At 70.5% G+C, this 19415-nt stretch carries 13 protein-coding genes; 6 read left to right on the top strand and 7 right to left on the bottom strand.

What is annotated here, in order from left to right; genetic code table 11:
* The first annotated feature begins 43 nt into the window (after window positions 1-43).
* Together OG767_RS10720 and OG767_RS10715 are read left to right on the top strand one after the other, a co-directional pair.
* Window positions 44-766 carry a DUF305 domain-containing protein gene (locus OG767_RS10720; RefSeq protein ID WP_405093251.1) on the top strand — a complete coding sequence of 241 codons (723 nt, stop codon included), beginning with the start codon at window positions 44-46 and terminating at the stop codon, window positions 764-766.
* Between the two features lie 488 nt (window positions 767-1254).
* Window positions 1255-2304, top strand: a complete 1050-nt coding sequence (locus OG767_RS10715; protein ID WP_405093250.1) for a trypsin-like serine peptidase — start codon at window positions 1255-1257, stop codon at window positions 2302-2304.
* A gap of 52 nt (window positions 2305-2356) precedes the next feature.
* On the opposite strand, the gene OG767_RS10710 is transcribed toward OG767_RS10715, so the two are convergent.
* Together OG767_RS10710 and OG767_RS10705 are read right to left on the bottom strand one after the other, a co-directional pair.
* Window positions 2357-5653, bottom strand: coding sequence for a hypothetical protein (locus OG767_RS10710; RefSeq protein WP_405093249.1), 3297 nt, complete (start codon window positions 5651-5653; stop codon window positions 2357-2359).
* Window positions 5650-6081 carry a hypothetical protein gene (locus OG767_RS10705; protein ID WP_405093248.1) on the bottom strand — a complete coding sequence of 144 codons (432 nt, stop codon included), beginning with the start codon at window positions 6079-6081 and terminating at the stop codon, window positions 5650-5652. The genes OG767_RS10710 and OG767_RS10705 overlap by 4 nt, the downstream gene beginning before the upstream one ends.
* Window positions 6082-6400: 319 nt before the next feature.
* Here OG767_RS10705 and OG767_RS10700 point away from each other — a divergent pair, with 319 nt between their 5' ends.
* Both OG767_RS10700 and OG767_RS10695 read left to right on the top strand, forming a co-directional pair.
* Window positions 6401-7462, top strand: a complete 1062-nt coding sequence (locus OG767_RS10700) for an SMP-30/gluconolactonase/LRE family protein (protein WP_405093247.1) — start codon at window positions 6401-6403, stop codon at window positions 7460-7462.
* 34 nt (window positions 7463-7496) lie between these two features.
* The gene (locus OG767_RS10695) at window positions 7497-9230 is read left to right on the top strand and encodes a PQQ-dependent sugar dehydrogenase (protein ID WP_405093246.1); all 1734 of its coding nucleotides are present in this window, start codon (window positions 7497-7499) and stop codon (window positions 9228-9230) included.
* A 151-nt stretch (window positions 9231-9381) separates the two neighbouring features.
* On the opposite strand, the gene OG767_RS10690 is transcribed toward OG767_RS10695, so the two are convergent.
* Window positions 9382-10911 carry a carboxylesterase/lipase family protein gene (locus tag OG767_RS10690; RefSeq protein WP_405093245.1) on the bottom strand — a complete coding sequence of 510 codons (1530 nt, stop codon included), beginning with the start codon at window positions 10909-10911 and terminating at the stop codon, window positions 9382-9384.
* Window positions 10912-11271: 360 nt separating this feature from the next.
* On the opposite strand from OG767_RS10690, the gene OG767_RS10685 reads away from it, so the two are divergent.
* The gene (locus OG767_RS10685) at window positions 11272-12186 is read left to right on the top strand and encodes an AEC family transporter (protein WP_405093244.1); all 915 of its coding nucleotides are present in this window, start codon (window positions 11272-11274) and stop codon (window positions 12184-12186) included.
* 84 nt (window positions 12187-12270) lie between these two features.
* Here OG767_RS10685 and OG767_RS10680 read toward each other — a convergent pair whose 3' ends face one another.
* Both OG767_RS10680 and OG767_RS10675 read right to left on the bottom strand, forming a co-directional pair.
* Window positions 12271-14235 (bottom strand): right-handed parallel beta-helix repeat-containing protein, encoded by a 1965-nt coding sequence (locus tag OG767_RS10680; RefSeq protein WP_405093243.1) that lies wholly within the window; start codon window positions 14233-14235, stop codon window positions 12271-12273.
* A gap of 55 nt (window positions 14236-14290) precedes the next feature.
* On the bottom strand, window positions 14291-15958 hold the full coding sequence (locus tag OG767_RS10675; protein ID WP_405093242.1) for a CocE/NonD family hydrolase: 1668 nt from the start codon (window positions 15956-15958) through the stop codon (window positions 14291-14293).
* 77 nt (window positions 15959-16035) lie between these two features.
* On the opposite strand from OG767_RS10675, the gene OG767_RS10670 reads away from it, so the two are divergent.
* Entirely contained in the window at window positions 16036-17565 is a 1530-nt protein-coding gene (locus OG767_RS10670; RefSeq protein ID WP_405093241.1) for a glycoside hydrolase family 43 protein, read from the top strand.
* Window positions 17566-17579: 14 nt separating this feature from the next.
* Here the strand turns inward: OG767_RS10670 and OG767_RS10665 are convergent, their stop codons facing one another.
* Both OG767_RS10665 and OG767_RS10660 read right to left on the bottom strand, forming a co-directional pair.
* On the bottom strand, window positions 17580-18449 hold the full coding sequence (locus OG767_RS10665; protein ID WP_405093240.1) for a carbohydrate ABC transporter permease: 870 nt from the start codon (window positions 18447-18449) through the stop codon (window positions 17580-17582).
* Entirely contained in the window at window positions 18446-19399 is a 954-nt protein-coding gene (locus OG767_RS10660) for a carbohydrate ABC transporter permease (RefSeq protein WP_405094186.1), read from the bottom strand. The genes OG767_RS10665 and OG767_RS10660 overlap by 4 nt, the downstream gene beginning before the upstream one ends.
* Window positions 19400-19415: the final 16 nt, after the last annotated feature.

Genomic DNA, 19415 nt, shown 5'->3' with positions numbered 1-19415 from the left:
CGCTTCCGCGCACGTTCACCGACTCCGAAAGGCTTACCTCGTCATGACCCGTACCATCCTGCGCCGTGCCCTCGTGGCCGGCGTCAGCCTCACCACCGCCGCCGTCGTCCTGACCGGCTGCGGCAGCGACGACCACAGTGCGGCCGGCGGCGGCCACAGCTCGCCCACCGCCACCGTCGCGTCCGACGCCGCTTCCGCCTCGGCGCACAACGCGGCGGACGTGATGTTCGCGCAGATGATGATCCCGCACCACCAGCAGGCCGTGGCCATGGCCGACCTGGCCGCCACCCGGGCCGCCGACCCACAGGTCAAGCAGCTCGCCGCCCAGATCAAGGACGCCCAGGCGCCGGAGATCGCCACGATGAGCGGCTGGCTGCGCGCCTGGGGCGCGCCAGTGCCGCCCGGAAGCGGCAGCGCCACCCCTGGCAGTGGCATGCCCGGCACGGATCACGGCAACAGCGGCATGCCGGGCATGGGCCACGGTGACAGCGCCAGCCCGACCAGCTCCGGGATGCCGGGGATGGATCACGGCATGCCGGGGATGATGTCCGACGTCGACATGGCCCGGCTGGCGGCGTCCTCGGGGCGGGACTTCGACAAGCAGTTCCTCACCATGATGATCGCCCACCACGAGGGCGCGATCACGATGGCCCGGACCGAGGCCGCCCAGGGCGCCAACAGCGACGCGAAGGCCCTCGCCGAGCGGATCAGCACCAGCCAGCGGGCCGAGATCGACACGATGAAGTCCATCCTGGCCCGGATCTGACCGGGAGCGCGGTGGCCGGGTCCGCGTGGGCGCCCGGTCACCGCGCCGGTTCAGGCCAGGTACCCGAGGTTGATCATCATGCCGGTCTCGGCGTGGTACGGGTTGTGGCAGTGGGTCATCAGCCGTCCGCCTCCTGATCCATTTTGGATGACCTGCATCAATGCGATAACTGCCACGGGCGCCGCCGCACTTCACAAGCCGAGGTGGCGGTTGGATCAAGCGCATAAGTGATCTACCATGACGTCAGCCAAGCGCTGACCGAGGCCAACTCTGATAAAAATTGATGACATCGATATTAATTCCCACTGCTTGCTTGGCGTAATGTCGGGAGTAACACCGCTTCACCCCTCTCAGTCAAGCAGGTCAATGTTTGCTCGCTTGGCGAGGTCTTTCTCCAGATGACATCCGACGCATTTTGATGACTGCTTTTCCGCTTCTCCGTCGTATCTTTCTGTCTCCCCCATACCCCACCAGGAGAGGCAGGGAGAATGTCCCGGAGACTGCTGAGCAGCCTCGCGCTGGTCACCGCGTTGTCCGCGGTGACGCTCACCACCGCGGGCCCCGCCCAGGCGAAGCCCGACACGTCCCACCAGGGCGTCGTCGGCGTCGTCGCGCAACTGAGCCCCGAGGTCGCCCGCACCGCCCACGGCACCGGCGTCGACGCCCGCGCCGCCGCGCTGGCCGCCTACTGGACCCCGGATCGGATGCGCGCGGCGCTGCCGGAAAGCGAGATCCCGGCGGTGAAGAACGCCCGCCCCGGCCAGGTCACCGGTGCTGCGAGCCGTCCGCAGGGCACGGCGGGCCGCGTGGCGCCGGCTCCGCCCGTGGCCAAGCCCCGAGCTGACCTGCCCGAGATGGGCACCAACGCCTACGATCCGGCATACCCGGTCGGACACCCGACCGCCCGGACCACCGGCAAGGTCTTCTTCACGCTCAGCGGCCTCAACTACGTCTGCTCGGCCGCGGTCGTGAACACCGAGGGCAAGTCCTCGGTGTGGAGCGCCGGGCACTGCATGACCGGCAACCTCCAGTGGGCCACGAACTGGGCCTTCGTTCCGAACTACGTCAACGGCTCGGCGCCGTACGGCTACTGGTACGCCACGGGGCTATGGACCACCAGCGCCTGGTACAACAACAACGGCGACTTCGCCAACGACGTCGGCTCGGCGGTCATCGGACGGGTCAACGGCTGGCGGATCACCGACTACCTCGGTGGCCAGGGCATCGCCTGGAACCAGGCGGTCGGCCAGTACGACTACGCCTTCGGATACCCGCAGGCCTCCCCGTTCAACGGGCAGACCCTCTGGGCCGAGAACGGCCCGACCTACGACGGTGGCGGCGGCACCATCTACATGACGAACTACATGACCGGTGGCTCCTCGGGTGGCCCTTGGCTCATGGCGTTCGACGGCAACTGGGGCCTCATCAACGGGCACAACGACTTCAAGTACAACAACCTTCCGCAGTACATGTACTCGCCGTACTACGGCAACCAGGTGGCCGGCCTCTACAACACCGTTCGCAACATCTCTTCCTGATCCTGCCGGAACTGCCCGCCGGGTGCGTCGTCACGCGCCCGGCGGGGTGCCGTCACCACCAGGCGAAACACTCCTCGATCGCGGTGGCACAGGTGGTCGCGTGGGCCGGGCCGGCTATCCGGGCCAGCCGCGATGCCGCGACGTCGAGCATTTCCATGAACGTGGCCCGGTTGTTCTCCGGCAGCATCCGGCGCAGAAACGCGAGCAGCTCGAAGTCGCCGACGCCGGGTGCGGCAGCGGCCAGCCCGACCATCACCGGCGCGACCTTCGTCTGCTCGTCCGGCTGGAACTGTCGCATGGCCTCCTCGAGCGCCTCTGGCCGTAGTCCGGGCCCGACTGCCGCCACGGCGGAGGGCGTGAGCCACCATGCCGTGCGGGCAAGAATGGCGGCCCGGTCAAGGATGTTTCCGGCGTCCAGTCTCGGCGCTTCGTCGATCAGCCGGGCGATGACGGCGAGGTCCGGTTCGTCGTAGCTGGACGGCTGGGGGGTGTCGGTCGTGGGCGGCGGCGAGTTCCGGAACGCGGCCAGCGAGACCGGGCTCGGCTTCTGCGGTTCCATCACCCGGTTGATCGCGTCGGACAGCAAGGTACGGCGCCGCACCGGGTCGGTGATCCGGGGAACGACCGCCGCCGCCACAGCCGGATCGTCATGCGCCTGCCGCAGCACGGCATCGAGATGTTTCTCCGGTACTGCCGACGCGAGTACGGCCAGCTCGACCGGGCCAGCCGAAGTGATCAGGACCGGCAGATGCCGGTCCGGCAGGACCGCCGCAGCCTGCGCGAGACGGGGCAGGGGCAGCGGAAAGTGATGGGAACCCCCGCGGGCCGAGGCGGCGACCCGGCTGACCGCCTCGTCGAGGATGTCGTCCGGCAGCAGGTCCGCGACGCAGACCAGGCGTTCGGCAAGTATCTGCTGCCGGGCCATGACGTCGTTCCAGTCCGCGGTGTGCCCGGACGCCATGGCCATGTCCTCTTCCACGGCTTCGGTGATATCCATGCTCCCCCGGTCGTTGCGGATCCGATCGAACAACGCCGGGTGCAGGGCGGGTGGCACCAGCCGGAGCAGATCCGGCGCGATCTTGAGGCTTGCTTCCTCATTCCCGTACGCCGTCAGCAATTTTCGGCACCGTTGGGAACGCTCGTTCTCGTTCAACAGGACGGTCAGCGTGGCGCGCGCCGTGCTCCGGGCCGGCTCGGAGAGGTTTCCCGTGCGGTGATACGCCGCCAGCACCTCGGGCCGTGCCGCGGCCGGCAGAAGCTCCTTCAGTTCGCGTAACGCGTCGATCGACAGTTCGGCCAAGTTGAGCCGTGGACGGAGTAGTCGCGCCGGGTCCGGGGCGGTCTCCACGAGGATCGGTATCAGGGCGCCGAGATAGCCGAAGTCGCTGCCGAGCGCCTCTGCGGTGGCCGTCCGGCGCTCGGGCAGTGGCAGGTGCGGCAGCACGACGGCACGTATCCAGGGACCGAAGTCGTGGTCCCTGATCCGGCACGCGGCCTCCCAGACGCGGTCCAGCAGCGCGGGTGGTGCGACCGCGGCGATCTGGCCCAGCGCCGCCGCGATGTCCCAGGCGTTCGCGTAGGTCACCGGGATGGCATTCGCCGACACCAGGGCTTCGGCGACCAGGCTGGGACGGTCAGGCTCCGGGGCGTACGGGCAGAGCCCGGCGAGGGCGCGGGCGCGGTCGGTCGGCTGTGTCATCCAGCGCACCAGCGTGGCCGCCCGGGACAGTTCCCACAGACCGTCGCCGACGAGCGCGCCGGGCAGTGCGGCGGGGATGCGGTTGGCGATGTCGTGCACGCTGACCTGGATGAGCCGGTAGCGCAGTTCCTCGGGCAGGCGCTGCGGCGGCTGGCCGGCGGCGAGCGCGGTGTCGACGGCCCGGACGGCATCGGCCAGCGCCGAGCCCACGTCGAGCAGGTAGGTGTCGCCGGACGCCGCTGCCAGGTGCGTGGCGTACCAGAGATTCGCCGGCCGGCCGTCAGCATCGGTGCTGCCACGGGCGAGAAGGTCGTGGACCTCGGACATCCGGCCGGACGCTGCCAGGTGCCGGACCAGATGCCGGGCCACATAGCCGTCACCGAACGAGACCGGTGCCACCTGACAGGCGTCGGCACAGCGGCTGTGCGCCTGCCGGACTGCGTCGGTCAGCTCCGCCGCCACGACCTCCCGGTCGTCCGGCGTGGGACCCGTGGGGAGGCGCCCGTTCAGGAACTGGCGGAGGCTGACGTGATAGATGCGGTAGGCCCGGGGCCGGCCGGCAACAGTGAGGAACGGGCGGAGCGGGCCGTCGCAGAACCGTCGGACGGCAGCCACCTCGCCGTCCGTCAGATCCGCGACGGCCTGGGCGGTGATCGGCTCGTCGACGGCGGTGAGCACGCCGAGGATCGGGAGACGGTGCTCCCAGCCGTGCCCTGCCCGCCAATGGTGAATCTGACGCAGGTAGTAGTCCCACAGGGTGCCGGGCAGATCATCGATATCGTCGAAGCCACGCAGCCCGAGCTTGATCTCGGCCAGCAGGTAGCGCAGATATATCCAGATGCCCTGGCAGGCGACGGCCAGGCGGTCGATGAACTGCTGACGGTCCACACCGGCGGCGTCGAGGGCGTGCCGAAGCGGTGGCTCCCGTACCGCTCGGTCAAGGAAGGTTCGCAGGTCGGCGCGGTTGCGCTCGTCCTGAGCCGCGATGGTCAAGGTGGTGTGCGCGCTGTCGGCAACGGCGGGTGGATGTCCCGTGCGGTAGGTGCCGATGACGAAGACGCCTTCAGGTAACACCGCGGGCAGACCCAGCGGGAGCTGGTGGGCTTCCCCGTCCAGTTCGTCGAGCCCGTCGATCACCAGGACGATCCGCTCACCGGTGGCGGCCAGGCGGCTCGCGGCCGAGGCCAGGAACACACCGAAACCCTCCGGTGTCGTCGCCCAGGCCGGGACAGTGCCTGCGGCCGCGAGGCCGGTGTGTGGAAACCGCCTGAGTACCTGCGCGGCCAGGTTCTGCCGCGCCACGGCGCTACGGCCGGAACTCTGCCGCGCGAAGTGACACAGCCAGCCTCGGTCCGACACGAGCCGGGCTGCCACCGCCGACTTGCCCACCCCGGCATCGGCCTCGAGCCAGAGGTAGCCGCAGGCATGGCGCCGCAGGAAGTCATCGAGTTCGACGACCAGCCACTCCCGCCCGACAAACCGGTCGGTCTCCAGATCGGCGAAGATCGGGGCGGGATCGAGAAAGGCGACCTCGATCGGCAGCTCCGGAACGGTCGTCGCGTAGGTGGTGATGGTGCTGTTGACGACATCTCCGGCGACGGCGACCGAACCGGCACCGGACGCGTTGGCGATACGCGCTGGTTCGGTCACGACCCCTCATCGATGATCTTGCCGGTTGCCTGGATCTCGCCGGCGGCGTCGCGGCCGATTGCCACCGCGCCCGGCCCACGCGCGGTGGTGCCGTCGTGCGGCGTTGGTTCCGGTGGCGCCGCCGGACCAGAACCGTTGGTGACGATGCGAGCGCCGCGGGTCAGCGAACCGCCGACCGACACCGCGGCCGGGCCGGACGCCACCACCGGCCCGGGGGCAGGCTCGGACACCTCGGGCGGCTCGTCCGTGGCGTGTTCACCTGAGGTGAGCCACATCTGCAGTCCGGCGGCGGACGCCACCGCGACACCCAGAGCGACGCCCCACGCCCAACCGCCGCTGTCGGTCACCACATTCGTCGCCACCCCGGCCACCGCGGTGACCACCACCAGCAGCCCTGCGGAGCCGATCCGTCGCTGTGCGAGTGCCATGGAAACCCCTTTCCCACCACGATCACGTCTCGAGCTGGCCCGACCGTCGCCACGACACCACTGTGAGGGGTTCTCGCCAGTCGATGCCCGTGGAGACCGCCCGCACCAATTCTGCCGCCCCCAGCGACCCGGCCAGATCATCGGGCGCCTTCGGGGCATGCGCCGAAGGTGATCGTGGCGAACTGATGCGGGGCGCTGCTTTCTCGCCTAAGCTGCGTCACGTGAACATCGACGTTCATCAATAAAAAGCGTTGGCGACCGAGGCCATCCCACCGAAACCCACCGGCCTCGCATTCGCCGATCCCGATGGGAGTACCCGATGACCTGGCGTCCAACCATCGCCGCACTCACCGGCCTGTGCCTCGCCCTCACCACCGCACCAGGCCCCGTCGGTGCCGCACCGACGGCACCTCGGCGGGCCGCTGATGTGAACGCTCACACCAACCCGCTCGCCGGTCCACCCGGCGCGCCCCCCGGGGTCTGCCCGGACGGCACCGGGTACGGCCCACCCCTGCCGGCCAGCTCCGTGTCCGCGACGAAGATCCAGAGCGGGTTCTCGTTCCTCGAAGGACCGGTCTGGATCGCCGACCGTGGCTACCTGCTGATGTCCGACATGGCCGCGGGCACCGGGCCGAACAACGTGCAGCCCTCCACGATCCGCCGGTTCACCCCGCCGGCGACCTTCGACACCTTCATCGCCAACGCCGGCAGCAACGGCCTGGCGCTCAGCCCCGACGCCCAGCAGATCATCGCCGCCACCCACGACCAGCGGAACGTCTCCGCATACCGGCTCAGCGACCAGGCCCGCAGCACCGTCGCCGCCGACTACCAGGGCCGGGCGTTCAACTCACCCAACGACGTCGCGGTCCGTTCCGACGGCGTCGTCTACTTCACCGACCCCAACTTCCAGCGCGGCAACCGGCCCGACCAGATGAGCGGACGTACCAGTGTCTTCCGCGTCTCCGGCGGCCAGGTGTCGCTGGTGGACGACCGGCTGCGGCAACCCAACGGCATCGCGCTCTCCCCGGACGGCAGCACGCTCTACGTGGGCGCCTACTCCGAGAACAAGATCTACAAGTACGTCGTCCAGCCCGACGGCAGCACCGGCGCCCGCAGCGTCTTCGTGAACTACCTCGGCGGTCCCGACGGGGTCACCGTCGACTGCGCCGGCAACGTGTACTGGGCCTCCGGCTCGGACGGGCTGATCCACGTCTACTCGCCCGCCGGCGCGCAGCTCGGCACGATCCGCTCCGGCGGCGCCGGCACCACCAACGCGGCGTTCGGCGGACCCGACCGGCAGACCCTCTACATCACCTCCGGCCGAACGAACGACTCCGGCCTGTACAGCGTGCGACTCAACGTCCCCGGCTACCCGTACTGACCAAGAACCCCGGAAAGGAAGAGCACCCGTGCGGATGAGTCCTCGGAAGCTCCGACACCGCGTCCCGCTCGCCCTGCTGATCTGCGCCGGCACCATCCTGACCGGCGTACCCGCCAGCGCCGCGCCGGCCGCACCGGCCACCGGGAGCCGGCCAGCGGCCCGGCTCGCCGCCGACACCAGCCCGCCCACCCGGCCGACCGGCCTGCGCAGCACCCGGCTGACCTGCCAGTCCGTCACGCTCTCCTGGTACGCCTCCCGGGACAACGTCGGCGTCGCCTTCTACGACATCTACCACGACGGCCAGCTCGTCACGTCGGTCTCGGGACGGACGCTGACCGCCACGCTCAGCGTCGTGCAGGGTGTCACCTGGGGCTGGTACGTCAACGCCCGCGACGCCGCCGGCAACGTCTCGCAGGCCAGCTCCACGCTCTCGGTCACGCCGCCGTTCTGCCAGCAGGACACGTCTCCGCCCAGCACGCCGACCAACCTGGCCGCGACGGTCAACGGCACGGACGTGACCCTCACCTGGTCGGCCTCCACCGACAACGTCGCGGTCACCGGATACACCATCCTGCGCAACGGTACGGCGGTCGGCTCCACCACCGGCACCGCCGGCAACCCGCCGGCGACCACGTTCACCGACACCGGGCTGACGTCCGACACCGACTACCGGTACACCGTGACCGCCCGGGACGCCCAGGGCAATGTCTCGGGGGCGAGCGCCGCGATCACCGCGCACACCGGCTCGGGCTGCACGAGCCCGATCTGCGGCGCCACCGTGATCACCACCGAGAAAGACCTGCCCTGGGGCCTGGTGCAACTGCCCGACGGCACGGTCCTCTACGGCCGGCGCGACCTGTTCGACATCGTCGCCATGAACCCGGACGGCACCAACAAGCACAGCATCGGCACCGTGCCGAACGTGGCCGGTACCAACGGCGAGGGCGGCGTACTCGGGCTGGCCGTCTCGGCCACCTTCACCACCGACCACTGGCTGTACATCTACCACACCACCACGACCGACAACCGGATCGTGCGCATCCGCTACGACGGCACGCTGCAGACCAACACCGAGCAGGTGCTCGTCACGGGAATCCCGCGCAACAAGTACCACAACGGCGGCCGGCTGCGCTTCGGCCCCGACGGCAAGCTCTACGCCGCCGCCGGTGACGGACAGGACCCGGACGTCGCCCAGGACACCAACAACCTGGGCGGCAAGGTGCTGCGGCTCAACCCCGACGGGACCGTGCCGGCGGACAACCCCTTCGGCAACTACGTGTGGAGCTACGGCCACCGCAACCCGCAGGGACTCGCCTTCGACTCCCAGGGCCGGCTCTTCGAGCAGGAGTTCGGCAACAACGTCATGGACGAGACCAACATCATCGTCAGGGGCGGCAACTACGGCTGGCCCGCCTGCGAGGGCACCTCCGGCGACTGCGCCAACCCGAATTTCAGGGCGCCGATCCGGACGTACCCGGTGGCCGACGCCTCGTGCAGCGGCATCGCGATCGTCCGGGACGTGCTCTACATCGCCTGCCTGCGTGGCAACCGGATGTACCGCGCGGAGATCAGCGGCAACACGCTCACCAACGTCCAGCAGTACTTCGTCGGGACGTACTTCCGGCTGCGCACCGTCGAACCGACAGTCGACGGCAACCTGTGGCTGACCACGAGCACCGGCGGGGACAAGGACAGCACTCCGAACAACAGCAACGAGAAGATCCTCAAGGTGACTCTCGGTGGGGCGGCGTCCAGCCCCACGAGCTGAGGGGCGAGCCGGGAATCCGGCACCGCCAGCCCTCGGAGGGTGCCCGCGTCGCGCGGGCACCCTCCGAACGGTCCCCGCAGCATCCGATCCACCGGCACCAACGGGCCGCCTGCCGGCTTGCCCAACGGGATCTCGCTCTGCTGTCGAACCGTCACCGGCCGATCAACGGCAACGCGGAGAAGGTGTGGCTCTCCCAGATCAGGCGAGAGGACTCCTCCGGATAGGCGGTGACGGTGGACGACGCGTCGAAGCACTGGACGAGCCGGTGATCCCTCTCGTATGCGGGCCAGCCCGGGTCGCCGTGTGCGGCGAACGACGACCAGGCGGCACGCATCCGAGCGGACAGGGCCCGCACCTCCTCCGCCTCCGGGTCGTCGATCAGCATGGCGACCTGCCCCCGGTCCAGGTTGCCGAACACGAGTGGCACGTCGAGGCCATGGCAGGCGCCGAGCACGCCACCCATGCCGGTGGCCCGCCAGGTCAGCTCGTAGACGTGGACGCGGCCGCCGCCGACCCGCTGGGCCTCTGCCAGGTGCAGCGACGGCATCCGGAACAGCCAGTCGCCGTGGACCATCTCGTACAGCTCGCCCGGCCCCGCGGTGGGAAAGTCCGCCCGGTACCGGCGTGCGCCGTCGTGGCCCGGCGCGAACACGTCGAGCGCCTCGGCCGCCTGCTCCTCGGTCACCGCGCCGAGCAGACCGTCGATGGCGGTGAACAAGCGGTGCTCGTCACGGGTGTGCCCGACCAGGAGGTCGACCGCGCGTCCGGCGCCCCGAGCCAGCGCCTCCCAGGGCGCGGCGGGCAGGACCTCACCGTCGACGACGGGCGCGAAGAGGATGGATCGGTACGCGGGCAGGCCCCACCGGGGCGCCCACTGAGACATCCCGGCGACGAGCGCGTCGGCGGCGAGGGTCAGCCGGCGCGGAGGCACCCCGGACAGCTCCTCCACCGTCGGGCGCAGTCCCAGCTCAGCCGCGCAGGCGGCACCGATGTCGGCGGCGAGCTCCGGCGAGAAGTACGTGCCGGGCGCACTCTGCACGACGGCCCGGCGGAAGAGCCCCGCCGCGCGCTCCGTTGCCAGGAGCGCGGCGATCGACCCGCCACCGGCCGACTGGCCGAAGACCATCACCCGGTCGGGTTCGCCGCCGAAGGCCCGGATGTTGTCGCGTACCCATTCGAGAGCGGCGATCTGATCGAGCAACCCGCGATTGGCGGGAGCGCCCTCGATCTGCGCGAAACCCTCGACACCCACACGGTAGTTGAACGTCACGACGACGACGCCGTCGTCCCGCGCGAGCCGGCAACCGTCGTACTCGGGAAGGCCGGACATGCCGATCGTGTAGGCGCCGCCCTGGATCCAGACCAGCACCGGCAGCCGCGCGTCGGGGTCCGGCTCGGGCGACCAGACGTTCACCGTCAGCCAGTCGTCGCCCGCCGCCGCCCGGGCGTCCATGCCGAAGTGCCCGCCCTGTGGGGGCGGCGGGCCGTACGAGATCGCGTCCCGTACCCCGTTCCAGCCCGGCGCCGGCCGCGGGGCCGCGAAGCGCAGCGCGCCGACCGGCGGCTCGGCGAACGGGATGCCGCGGAAGACCGCCACCCCCGCCTCCTGACTGCCCCGAATCGACCCGGCCGCCACGCGGACCTCCGGCCGGCGCCCGGACGCTGTCATCTGGTCGGTCATCGTCGAATTCCCTTCCGCTCCGACCGCGAGCCGATCCACGGGTCCACGGTCCGACGGGGCCGGGCGCGTCACGACCCGTCGAGGATTATCCGGAGCGGACTACCGTGCGTCATGTCATTTGGCTTCGGCCTCCCGGCTACCAGCCGGGCTGGTTGCGGAGTGCCACCCACCGTCGCCCGGCGGCACGCGGCGACGCCCGGGCGCGTGCGTCCAGATCACCGGCTCCGACCGCACACCCGCGGCGGCGAACCGGCAGCCGTACCCGACTCTCACGGTGTTCACGTCGCCGCGCCGGGACCGGGTCGGCCGGTGGAGTCGGTCAAGCTGTACGAGGCCCGCAAGCGGACAGGACACCCTTGCATGACCTTGATCTCGGCGTTCGTACCGATCTGGATCCTCACCGCGGTCGGCTACGCGGCTTGTCGCCAGGGCCTGCTGGGTGAGGCGGCGGCGGCGGTGCTCGGCCGGTTCGTGTTCCACCTCGCGATGCCGTCCGCCCTGTTCCTGACGCTGTCCCGAATGCCGCTGTCCGGCTTCGCCGCTCGCTCGATGCTCGCTTTCGGGGTGAGCACGGCCGCGGTCGTCGGGGCCGGGTGGCTCGGCTCGAGCCGGCTGTTCGGTCGCGGGCGCGGCGAGCGGCCGGTCTGGGGCATGGTCGCCGGGTACGTGAACTCGGCGAACCTCGGCATCCCGATCGCCACGCAGGTTCTCGGCGACGTGTCGTTCCTGGCGGAGGTGGTGCTGTGGCAGGTGTTGGTGGTGACGCCGATGGTCCTGGTCGCCCTGGACCGGCACCGCAACCCGGCCGGGCGGGTACGGATCCGCCGGATCGCCTCCCTACCGGCGCGCAACCCGGTGATCCTGGCGTCGCTGCTCGGTGTCGCGTGCTCGGCTGCCGGCCTGCGCCTGCCGTCGGCGGCCGACGCGTCGCTCACCCTGCTGGCGGGCGCCGCGGTTCCGACCGCCCTGGTCGCGCTCGGCGCGTCGCTGCACCACGCATCGCCGTCAGGGGCCGAGCCGGCCGCGCTGGCCGCGATCACCGCGCTGAAGCTCGTCGCACAGCCGGTCATCGCGTACGCGGCCGGGCTGGCCCTGCACCTGTCCGCGCCGCAGTTGCTCGCCGTGGTGGTGTGCGCGGGCCTGCCGACCGCGCAGAACACGTTCATCATCGCCCAGGAGTACGGCGTCGGCGAGGCGGTGGCCAATCGGGCGGTGGTGATGACCACGACGCTGTCCCTGGCCACCCTGGCCGCGGCGGTGGCACTGCTCGGGTAGGCCGTCAGCCGGCGCACCCAGGTTCACGAGCAGGCCCAGCGGACCGGGCGCGGACCGGCACCGCGCGACCCGGGGCCGCCGTGGTCAGAAGACGCGCGTTCGGCGTGGCCCGGACCGAAGGCGCGCGAGCGGGCCGACGGCGCCGTCTCGTCCAGGTTGCCGGGGTGCGCCCGACAGGTCGATGTCCATGACGGCGGGGCTGCCGTCGACCTCCTCGAACTCCGCGTCGGCGCACCGGACCCGTTCCAGCTCCCGACCGGTGACCACACCGACTCGGACCTCGTCGAACGCCTCGGGGAGATCCGTGACGAGCCAGACCGCGTCGTCCTCGTCGACAACTGTCGCTGTCGCGGTGCCCAGCACCCACGGCTCGCGCTCACCCTCGAACGGCCGGGCGCCCGCGGTGTAGGCGTTCGCGCGGGCGTACACCGGTTGTTTCACGTCGAGGTACTTCTGCTGGTCGCTGGGCGGCTGGTCGGCGAGGCGGGCCAGGTACTCCTCGAACGACGCGGGATGGCCGTCGTATCCGGCGGTGCCGGCCAGCGGTGGCCCGTCGCCCTCCGCGCCCGCCCCGTAGGCCGCGCCCGGGTCGCCGCCCAGGAAGAGGTTCCCGACGTACCTGTCGTCGCCGCCGTAGATCACCGCGTACCCGGCGACCTGGGTGCTGTGCGGCCGGTGATAGGGCGTGGCGCGGTCCAGCACCGGCTCCAGCCGCACGGTGCCACAGATCAGGTTGTGGACGAAGGCGCCTCCCTGACTGAACAGCTCCAGCGAGGCGGGCGAGCCGAAGATGTTGTGCTCGACCAGGTAGGGACCGTGGCTGACCTCGACGAAGAGGTCCCGGCAGTTGTCGTGGTAGACGTTGCGGGACAGCCGGGTGCCCTGCGCCTGCCAGTCCAGCCAGGTGCCGAGCGAGCAGTCGTGGATCCGGTTGTGCCGGATCACCACGTCGATGGCGGCGTGCAGCTTGATGCCGGCGATCTCGTATCCGTAGAACTCGCGCTTCACGCCGATGCGGTAGATGTGGTTGTCCTCGATCGTGGAGAACACGCACCCGAGGTGACCGACTATCGCGTTTTGGCCGCAGTCGTAGATCGTGTTGCGTCGGATCACGTGCGAGCCGATGTGCTCGCGGTCCCACCCGATCCCGCGGGCCGCGAAGACCGACTCCACCTGGTACTGGTAGCCCGGCTTGTCGCCGCGCAGAGCCGAGTGGTTCTGCCCGGTCGACCCCTCCTTCCCGATCGAGATCGCCGCGCACTTGGCGTCATGGATCACGTTGTCCTCGATGACCCATCCCTTCGCCCAGTGGGGCCCGATCAGGCCCGGCTGGTCGGCGGTCGGCGGCGCCCACGGGCTGGCCGCGTGCGCCAGTTCGAAGCCACGGACCGTGAGGTAGTCCAGGTGCGGCTGCTCCGGGTAGAAGACGCTGCGGCGTACGTTGATCTCCACCAGCTCCGTGTTCGGGTCGGCACCCTGGAAGTTGGCCCAGATCGTCGTCCGCGCGCCGACCTCGGCGTACCAGACGAGCCGGGTCTGGTCGGGGTCGCCGACCGGACGGGTCACCCTGGTCCAGTCGTCGACGACCTCGGTGCGCCGGGGCGGATCGTCGACCTCCGCCCGGCTCGCCACCTCGAAGAAGCTCACACCGTTCAGATAGACGTCGCCGAGGTGCCGGCGCGGCGCACCCGTGCCGTACACGATCCAGTCGCCGGCCACCTCCTCGGCGAACGGGTTGAACGCGCCGAACAGCGCGTTGTCGACGACCACCCGCCACACCGTGCCGCCGAGCGGTTCCCAGCCCGTGACACGCTCCGATCCCTTGATCACCACGTGTTCGCCGGGCGCGGCCTGGTAGGTGATGCGGCGGGAGTCGCTGAGACCGCCGTGGCGTGGCCTCACCCACTCGCGGTACTCCCCCGCGTGCACCACCACGGTGTCACCGGGCTGCGCGACGCCGGCCGCCCGGTTGATCGTCCGGAACGGCCGCGCGGCGCAGCCGTCGGCGCGATCCGAACCGGTGGTCGCCACATGGAATACGGATGTCATCCGGGGAGCCCCTCCTGACGAGTGGTCACGTAGCTGTCGACACGTTCGCGCCCGGTCACGTCCACACCGGCAGTTCGAGCCGGGACGGGTGGGCGCCGTCGTGCGAGATCTCCTGCCGCGCCCGTACCGTCGTGGTCGCGGTGGCGGCGGGTTCGCCGCTGCCGGGATTGCGGGCGTAGCGCGGATGCGCTCCGGAGCTGACCTGCACGGCGACGCGATGGCCGGCGGCGAAGCGGTGGAACGCCGGCCACAACGGCACCGCCAGCTCGACGAAACCGTCCTCGTCGGGCCGCGGGTCGGCAGCCGAGGTGCCGACGCCGCCGAGGCGGCGGATGCCGTCGCACACGCTCATCGAGCGGCCGTCGGGGTGCACGTCGCAGATCCGGACGAACACGTCCGCGCTGGCCGCCGTCGAGCGGAACCGCACGTGGGCGATCGGCTCCCCGGCGAGGACGACAGCGTGCTCCAGCGGTGGACCACGGAAGACGACCACGTCCGCGCGGCGTTCGTGGGCGCTGGTGTCGACCGGGCCGGGGGCCGGGCCGGGACCACCGAGCGCGGGCGTGGGCCGGTCCGGATCGTAGGTGTAGCGGGTGCTGCCCCCGGCGGGGACCGCCGCGTCGAGCAGCCCGTCCGGATGCAGGTGCCACCGCTGCGCGACGGTGCCCGGCGGCGGCCACGCGGGCAGCTCGCGCCACTGATCCGCGCCGGTGAGGAAGGCGCGCACGGGCGCCGGCCGGGCCGCGGGCACGCCGGCGAAGTGTTCCTTGAGGAACGCGATCGACTCGGCGAGGAACGGACTCCGGTCGCCGCGGTGGCCCCACGGACCGATGGTGAGCCGCGGCGGGCGACCGGCCGCGACAAGTTGGGCGTAGTTGCGCAACTGCCAGGGAAGGAAGATGTCGTACCAGCCGGTGGCCATGTACACGGGCGCGGTGACGTCGGGCACCGACGCGGTGTGCGACTGCCGGGTCCAGTAGTCGTCCGAGAGCTTTTCGTGGGCCAGCCAGTCCTGGTACCAGGCGATCGGGTGGCCGGCCACGACGGTGTCGGCGCGGGACAGGGGCAGGACGTCGAAGGCTTCGGCCAGCTTCCGGTCCGGCCACCGCGCGAGCCGCGCCCGGATGAGGGCGCCACGCATGCCCCGCAGCGCCATCCGGCGCGACCAGCCGAGCGAGCCGCCCAGCGAGAAGGCGCCGTTGTTCCAGGTGACCGCGCCGAAGTCGGCCATCGTGACGTTCAGGCACAGGGCGTCCGGCGCGTTCCCCGGATCGTCCCGGCACATCCGTCCCGCCACGGCCCACTGGACGTAGCCGAGGTAGCTCTCCCCGTACGTCGCGACCGTGCCGGTGAACCAGGGCTGGCGGCGTACCCACCGGTGGGTGGCCATGCCGTCGCGCTGCTCGTCGAGCTGCGGCCGGAAGCTGCCACCGGAGCCACCCGTACCGCGGCAGCTCTGCACCAGAACCGTGAACCCCTCGCCCGCCAGCGCCGGCGCGTGGGTGAGCGAGCCGTGCCGGCCGTACGGCGAGCGGACGACGACAGTGGGCAGCGGCGGTTCGACCGTGCCGAGCGGCAGGTAGAGGTCGGCGCGCAGCTCGACACCGTCGTTCATCGGCACGCGCAGCCCGCGCCGCACGGTGAAGGCGTACGGCGGCTCCGTGGCCGCGTGGCGACGGGCGCGCCGGAGCCGGCCGGACAGTCGGCGGCGGAGGCTCGTCATCACTCAGCCCCGGTGCTGGCGGTGATCGACGATACGACCGGCTTGCCGAGACGGTTCACGACATCGACACTCATGCCGTGTCCGCCCACGGTGAGTCCCTCAGCTACCGCAACCCGATCCTCCCGGGTTTCTGGCCCGATCCGAGCATCTGCCGCGCCGGTGACGACTACTACCTGGTGTGTTCGAGCTTCGAGTACTCGCCCGGTGTGCCGATCTTCCACAGTCGGGACCTGTTCGGCTGGCGGCAGATCGGCAACGTGCTCGACCGCGCCGACCAGCTCCGGCTGCCCCCCGACACGCTGGCCTCGCGGGGCATCTACGCGCCGACGATCCGCTACCACGACGACCGGTTCTGGGTCGTCACGACGAACGTCACGCTCGGTCGGCACCTGATCGTCACCGCGACCGATCCCGCCGGCCCGTGGTCGGATCCGGTCTACCTGGACCTGCCGCACGTGGACCCGTCGCTGGCGTGGGACGACGACGGCACCTGCTGGCTGACGGTGTCCGGGGTCGAGTCGTACCGGATCGACCCGGGCACCGGAGAGGTCTTCGAGGGCCCGGTGCCGATGTGGTCGGGAACGGGTGGCCAGTACCCGGAGGCGCCGCACCTGTACCGGGTCGGTGACTGGTGGTACCTGCTCGTCTCGGAGGGCGGCACCCACACCGGCCACGCGGTGAGCGTCGCCCGCGCGCGCTCGCCGCGCGGGCCGTTCCAGCCCGGGCCGGCCAATCCGATCCTGACGCATCGCGGGACCGACCGGCCGGTACAGGCGACCGGGCATGCCGACATGGTCGAGGCCGCTGACGGCAACTGGTGGATGGTCCTGCTGGGCATCCGGGCCAAGGGGCACTGGCCGCCCTACCACGTGCTCGGGCGGGAGACGTTCCTGGTGCCGGTGCGCTGGGTCGACGGGTGGCCGGTGGTCGAACCCGTCGGGTCCGGGACCGGCTCGGCGGGGACGAGCGGGGCCGACGACCGGGACGACTTCGACGACGAGCGGCTGGGCGCACAGTGGATCTCTCCCCGTGACCGGCCCGCCTCGGCCTGGTCGTCGACCGACCGGCCCGGCTGGCTGACCCTGCACGCGACCGGCGACAGCCTCGACCGGAGCGGCGCCACCATCGTCGGCCGTCGCCAGCAGCACCATGACTGCCGGGTCAGCGCCCGCGTCGATCCCGGCTCCGGCCGGTCCGGCCTGACGATCAGGATCGACGAGGCCCACCACTACGACCTGGAACTCGCGCGGGGCCGGGCTCGGGTCATCGGCCGGGTCGGGCCGTTCCGCCAGGTGTTCGGGGAGTGTCAGGTGCCGGCGGGGGCGGTGACCGTGGCACTGAGCATCCGGAGCACCGACGTGCTGCCGCCGACGGTCACCTCGTCCGACGATCTCGCGCGGGCGGGCCACGTGGGCGTCGTGGCCGCCGGCAGTGACACGATCAGGTTCGAGGTCGAGACCGGAGACGGCTGGTCGTACCTGGCGGAGCTGGACGGGCGCTACCTGTCCACCGAAGTCGCCTCCGGCTTCACCGGACGGGTCATCGGCATGTACGTCACCGAGGGAACCGCCGGGTTCGACTGGTTCGACTACCGGCCGGCCGGATGACGGGACCGGCACGCTCACCCCTTGAACGCGCCTTCCATGATGCCCTGCACCAGACGTCGTCCGACGAAGACGAACAGCACCAGCAGCGGGATGGTGGCCAGGAAGGAGCCGGACATGGCCAGGCCCAGATCGATGTCGCGGTTCTGTTGCAGTGCCTTGATGGCGATCTGGACGGTGTAGTTCTCCGGCGACTTCAGGACGATGAACGGCCACAGGAAGTCGTTCCACGCGTAGACGAATGTGAACAGCCCCAGCACGTACGCCGCCGGGCGGACCAACGGGAAGGCTATCCGCCAGAAGATCTGCCAGGTGGTCGCGCCGTCCACCCGCGCCGCCTGCATCAGCTCGTCGTCGATGGTGCTGCCGATGTGCTGGCGCATCCAGAAGATGCCGAACGCGCTGACCAAGCCCGGAACGATCACCGCCTGGAGGCTGTCGACCCAGTTGAGCTGGGAGATGATCAGGTACTGCGGTACCACGGCCAACTGCGCCGGCACCGTCATGGTCAGCACGACGATGAGGAACAGCGTGTTGCGGCCGGGAAAGGACAGCTTGGCGAAGGCGAAGCCGGCCAACGCGCAGAGCAGCGCCTGGCCCACGGCGATCGTGGTGGCGACGACGAGGCTGTTGAGCAGGGACTGCACGAACGGCACGATGGTGAGGACCATCTCCGCCAGGTGCAGGAAGTTGCCGCCGGGCGTGACCGTCGGGGGCAGAGTCGTCGCGGTGGCGGAGTCCGTGGTCGCCACCACGAACATCCAGTAGAGCGGAAAGACGCTGCCGAGCGCCATGAGGGTGAGCAGCGCGTACACCGGGAGCGGGACGCGGTTGGCCGGGCGCCGCCTGGCCCGCCCGGACGCGGCGGTCGAGGGCGTGAGCTTCATCGGCGCTCCGAACGGATGCGGGTGGCCAACAGATAGTTGAGTCCGGAGAAGGCCACCACGATGACGAAGAGCGCGACGCCGACCGCCGCGCCGTAGCCGAAGTGGAACTGCCCGAAGGACTGCTCGTAGAGGTAGAGGGTGACGGTCTGGCACTGCCGTGCCGCTCCGCACGTGAGCCCGCCCACCGGGTTGGCCAGCAGCGGCTCGGTGAAGACCTGCAACCCCCCGATGGTCGACGTCACGACGGTGAACGCGATGATCGGCCGCAACGAGGGGATGCTGATGTGCAGGAACTGTTTCCACCCGTTCGCACCGTCGGCGGCGGCGGCCTCGTACAGTTCCCGGGGGACCGCCTGGAGCGCGGCGAGGTACAGCAGGGTGTTGTAACCGGTCCAGCGCCAGGCGATCATCGTGGCGATCATGATGTGGCTGCCCCACAGCGACGCCGTGAAGTCGATGTGGTCGAAGCCCAGCAACCCGAGGAACCAGTTGATCATGCCGTAGTCCCGGTCGAACATCTGGGCGAAGACGATGGTCGTGGCCGCCACCGAGGTGACGTAGGGAACGAGCACCGACATCCGGAACAACGCGGCCAGCCGCAGCCGTGCGTGGTTGAGCAAATGCGCCAGGCCGAGCGCCAGGAGCAACTGCGGCACCGTCGACAGCACCCAGATGCTGAACGTGTTCCGCAGCGCCCCCCAGAAACGCGGGTCGTGCAGGAGTTCGGAGAAGTTGTCCAACCCGACGAAACGGTGCTCGCCGATGGGGTCCCAGTCGAACAGGGAGATGTAGAAGGTGAACAGCAACGGGAAGAGGCCGAAGATCAGGAAGAGCACGAAGAACGGTGAGATGTACGCGTACGGCGCCAGGGACTCCCGTACGCCCTGCCGGATCCGCCGCCTGCGATCGGGCCGCCGGACGTCCGGTGCGGCCGTGGCCGGGGTGAGCATGGTGGTCAAGGCGTCA

Source organism: Micromonospora sp. NBC_01392 (assembly GCF_045040125.1).
GTDB lineage: Bacteria > Actinomycetota > Actinomycetes > Mycobacteriales > Micromonosporaceae > Micromonospora.
This window is presented reverse-complemented; position numbering and strand designations above follow the sequence as displayed.

Coding starts and splice junctions, on each gene's coding strand:
- OG767_RS10720 (WP_405093251.1), top strand. CDS start 44: ATGACCCGTACCATCCTGCGCCGTGCCCTCGTGGCCGGCGTCAGCCTC.
- OG767_RS10715 (WP_405093250.1), top strand. CDS start 1,255: ATGTCCCGGAGACTGCTGAGCAGCCTCGCGCTGGTCACCGCGTTGTCC.
- OG767_RS10705 (WP_405093248.1), bottom strand. CDS start 6,081: ATGGCACTCGCACAGCGACGGATCGGCTCCGCAGGGCTGCTGGTGGTG.
- OG767_RS10700 (WP_405093247.1), top strand. CDS start 6,401: ATGACCTGGCGTCCAACCATCGCCGCACTCACCGGCCTGTGCCTCGCC.
- OG767_RS10695 (WP_405093246.1), top strand. CDS start 7,497: ATGAGTCCTCGGAAGCTCCGACACCGCGTCCCGCTCGCCCTGCTGATC.
- OG767_RS10690 (WP_405093245.1), bottom strand. CDS start 10,911: ATGACCGACCAGATGACAGCGTCCGGGCGCCGGCCGGAGGTCCGCGTG.
- OG767_RS10685 (WP_405093244.1), top strand. CDS start 11,272: ATGACCTTGATCTCGGCGTTCGTACCGATCTGGATCCTCACCGCGGTC.
- OG767_RS10680 (WP_405093243.1), bottom strand. CDS start 14,235: ATGACATCCGTATTCCATGTGGCGACCACCGGTTCGGATCGCGCCGAC.
- OG767_RS10675 (WP_405093242.1), bottom strand. CDS start 15,958: ATGACGAGCCTCCGCCGCCGACTGTCCGGCCGGCTCCGGCGCGCCCGT.
- OG767_RS10665 (WP_405093240.1), bottom strand. CDS start 18,449: ATGAAGCTCACGCCCTCGACCGCCGCGTCCGGGCGGGCCAGGCGGCGC.
- OG767_RS10660 (WP_405094186.1), bottom strand. CDS start 19,399: ATGCTCACCCCGGCCACGGCCGCACCGGACGTCCGGCGGCCCGATCGC.